The organism is Segatella salivae DSM 15606 (assembly GCF_000185845.1).
Taxonomy (GTDB): Bacteria; Bacteroidota; Bacteroidia; order Bacteroidales; family Bacteroidaceae; genus Prevotella; species Prevotella salivae.
The window spans coordinates 671,426-675,511 of sequence record NZ_GL629647.1 but is presented as its reverse complement, the minus strand read 5'-3'; the positions used below and the strand labels follow the sequence as shown (position 1 = coordinate 675,511).

The 4,086-nt window shown below is 36.4% G+C and carries 2 protein-coding genes; one reads left to right on the top strand and one right to left on the bottom strand.

Annotation, left to right across the window (positions count from 1 at the left end; genetic code table 11):
• Nucleotides 1-624: 624 nt before the first annotated feature.
• Entirely contained in the window at nucleotides 625-1,779 is a 1,155-nt protein-coding gene (gene hemW / locus HMPREF9420_RS02860; protein WP_007133912.1) for a radical SAM family heme chaperone HemW, read from the bottom strand.
• 137 nt (nucleotides 1,780-1,916) lie between these two features.
• Between hemW and HMPREF9420_RS02855 the strand changes: the two genes are divergently transcribed.
• Nucleotides 1,917-4,079, top strand: coding sequence for an elongation factor G (locus tag HMPREF9420_RS02855; protein ID WP_007133911.1), 2,163 nt, complete (start codon nucleotides 1,917-1,919; stop codon nucleotides 4,077-4,079).
• The last annotated feature ends 7 nt before the right edge of the window (nucleotides 4,080-4,086 follow it).

The window sequence follows — 4,086 nt, the reverse complement described above, 5'->3', positions numbered from 1 at the left end:
ACTATATAAGGTTTGAAAGCTGAATTTGTGTTATTGATGATTTTGATTCTTTCATAAATTGATCTCTACTTCACAAATGAACACTATCTTTTTCTTGATTATTCTTTTGCCGTTTTGTAAAATATAGCCTTACGTTCTATCACTTCTATTCCATTTCTGTTATCATAAAGAAACGACATTATAAGTAATGTTTAGGCATTCTATTATAACTTTATATTGAATTTATTTTTTATAATCAAGCTTTCTACGACGTGATATGATGCATTTTGTCGCTCTATTTGAATCAAATTGTCGAGTAAAAAGGCATGTTTTATCATATAGTTTGACGCAGATTGTTAGTCTATTTCTGGTTTTTGATAAGATAAAACGAAGGGTATTGTTTAATGTGTTGATTCATAGGATGTTATGATTTCGTAAAAAGTAGTAGTTCATTAAAATATAATTTTGCTAAGACTTGAAAATCTCGACGTTATAAATTGCTTTGTAAAATTATATTACACTTAAGAATCCTCATTTTATTACTATCTGTTTATAGGACAATTAAGTTGATATAGTAGTTAAATTTAGTGCGTTTTATAGTTCAATTCATTAATAATAAAGTTGACAACAAAGTTTAATAATATCTTAATCAGCTATATAAATAAGGTCACTCATGATGTCATCGGATGTGAAAAGGCCCATTCTTGTAATGAAAAGACGATGTTTAGAAAGTTTCATTTTCCCCGCATTGATATGAGGTTGAGCTTCTTTCATTAAATAGTTATAGTGTTCTTCACCATATTTATTCTTCATTTTATTGAGATCAATCCCTTCTTTGGTCCGTAGGGCAGTAGTGATTAAGTCGTTGTATTGGGTGTCTTTACTTAAGATTTCAATCTCTTGTGGAAGTTTGTTGCATACAATTTCATCCATATACTTTTTGAGATTGCTGATATTCCATTTTCGAATCCCATTAAGATAGCTGTGAGCTGATGCACCAAGTCCAATGTAAGGAATTTCATGCCAGTAGCTACTATTGTGTAAACTACGGAAGCCTGGACGGGCAAAATTACTGATTTCATATTGCTCATAGCCTGCATTTGTTAGCTCGTTGATAAGGATATTGTACATGGAGAGACTTGTTTCTTCATCAATTTCTTTAATTTTTTGATGTTCCCTCATATTGAAAAGAGATGTCCCTTCCTCATACATCAGACTATAAGCTGATATATGTTCAACTCCCAAATCAATCGCTTCACGAATATCTCTTTGCCAGTCTACTATTGTTTCATTAGGAAAACCAAACATTAAATCAATGCTGATGTTTTGTATACCAGCATGACGTAATCGTGTAACAGCTTGGAAAATGTCCTCTCGATTGTGTCTGCGGTGAAGAAATTTTAGGCGTTCATTGCTAAAAGTTTGTGCTCCCATACTAACACGATTAAACTTTAAGTCAGCAAGTTGAACGGCAAATTCTTCTGTAATGTCATCGGGATTGCACTCTATGGTGAGTTCTTTCAAGTCAGATAAGCTGCCCCATACCTTATATATATATGTGAGAAGTTGGTTTAATTGTTCTGAAGAAAGCATACTTGGAGTGCCTCCACCCAAGTATATTGTGTGGAGTTTGTTGTCAGAATCAGTATTAAGGTTGAAAAGCTCAGACGCTCGGAGGTCGATTTCATGACAGAGCATATCAACATATTTCTGTTGAAGTGATTGCTGCGTAGTACTATAAAATCCGCAGTATATGCACCGACTTGCACAAAAAGGGATATGGATATATAGGCCTGCCATGTGATTTTTGACTACAAAAGTACTAATTTTCTAAAATATTCTTGGTTGGTTTGTCTTTTTTTTTAACTTAGGGGCCAACAAAGATATAATATCTTTGCTAACCATGAAATTATTACTAACACTTTAAATCTTTTGATATGAGAGTTTATCAGACGAATGAAATCAAAAACATTGCATTGCTTGGCAGTGCGGGAAGTGGCAAGACGACGCTTGCCGAGAGTATGCTTTTTGAGGCTGGAATAATTAAACGTCGAGGAAGTGTTGAGAATAAGAACACTGTAAGCGATTATTTTCCAGTAGAGTTAGAGTATGGTTATTCAGTCTTTCCGACGGTATTTCATGTTGAATGGAATAATAAGAAGCTGAATATCATCGACTGTCCGGGGAGTGATGACTTTGTTGGCGGGGCAATAACTTCATTGAATGTTACAGATATTGCTTTGATATTGATTAATGGTCAGTATGGACCTGAGGTTGGAACTCAAAATAATTTCCGTTATACTGAAAAGCTCAAGAAACCTGTTATCTTCTTAATCAATCAGTTAGATAGTGAAAAATGTGATTTTGAAAGTATCACTTCTTCTATGCAAGACATTTATGGTTCGAAGTGTGTACAGGTTCAATATCCTCTGCAAACAGGCCCAGGATTCAATGCTTTAATTGATGTCTTGGTGATGAAGAAATACTCTTGGAAACCCGAAGGCGGTGCACCAATAGTTGAAGATATTCCAGAAGAGGAAATGGGGAAGGCTTTAGAACTTCATAAGAAGTTAGTTGAAGCAGCAGCAGAAAATGACGAACAGTTGATGGAAAAGTTCTTTGAAGAAGAAACTTTGACTGAGGATGAATTACGAGAAGGTATTCGGAAAGGCCTGATTACACGAAGTATTTTCCCTATATTCTGTGTATGTGCAGGAAAAGATATGGGAGTTCAGCGTTTGATGGAATTCCTTGGAAATGTTGTTCCCTTTGTAAGTGAAATGCCAAAACAACACAATTCACGAGGTGAAGAAGTTGTTCCTGCATCAGAAGGACCTACGAGTTTGTATTTCTTTAAGACAGGGATGGAGCCGCATATTGGGGAAGTTAGCTACTTCAAAGTTATGAGTGGACAGGTTAAATCGGGTGATGACTTGACCAATTCTGACCGTGGAAGTCGCGAACGTATGGGGCAAATTTATGCTTGTGCAGGTGCAAATCGTATTGCAGTTGACATGCTAAATGCTGGTGATATCGGTTGTACAGTCAAATTGAAAGACGTAAAAACAGGTAATGCTTTGAATGGAAAAGATTGTGATTGGCATTATAATTTTATCAAATATCCTAATTCTAAATACAGCAGAGCGATAAAAACGGTAAATTCGCAAGATACAGAAAAGCTCATGGCTGCCATGGTAAAGATGCATCAAGAAGATCCAACCTGGGTGGTAGAACAAAGTAAAGAGCTGAGACAGATTATTGTTCATGGACAAGGAGAATTCCATTTGAGAACCTTGAAGTGGCGTTTAGAGAATAATGAAAAATTGCAAGTGAAGTTTGGGGAGCCTCGAATTCCTTATCGAGAGACGATAACCAAGAAGGCAAAAGCAGAATACCGACATAAGAAACAAAGTGGTGGCGCAGGTCAATTTGGTGAGGTTCATCTCATAGTAGAACCTTATGCTGAAGGTATGCCCGATCCAACAATGTATAATTTTAATGGCCAAGAGTTCAAAGTAAACATCAAAGGCAAGGAAGTTGTGGACTTAGAGTGGGGTGGAAAACTTGTGTTTATCAACTCGGTTGTCGGCGGAGCAATTGACTCTCGCTTTATGCCAGCTATTTTAAAAGGTATCATGGATTGTATGGAACATGGTCCGTTGACAGGTAGTTACGCTCGTGACGTTCGTGTAGTAGTGTATGATGGTAAAATGCATCCTGTTGATAGTAATGAACTTTCGTTTATGCTTGCAGCTCGTCATGCCTTTGCTGATGCCTTCCGTAATGCTGGACCGAAGATCTTAGAACCTATATATGATTTGGAAGTATTTGTTCCTTCTGATTTTATGGGTGATGTAATGAGTGATCTTCAGGGTCGAAGAGCATTGATTATGGGAATGGATGCAGAAGCTGGTTATCAAAAGTTGCAAGCCAAAATCCCATTGAAGGAGTTGAATAATTATAGCATTTCGTTGAGCTCATTAACAGGTGGTCGCGCATCGTTTACAGCAAAATTTGCAAGTTATGAACTTGTTCCGACAGATTTACAGGCAAATTTGATTAGTGAACATAGTGCAGAGTTGGCAGAAGAACAAGATTAAAAGTTAT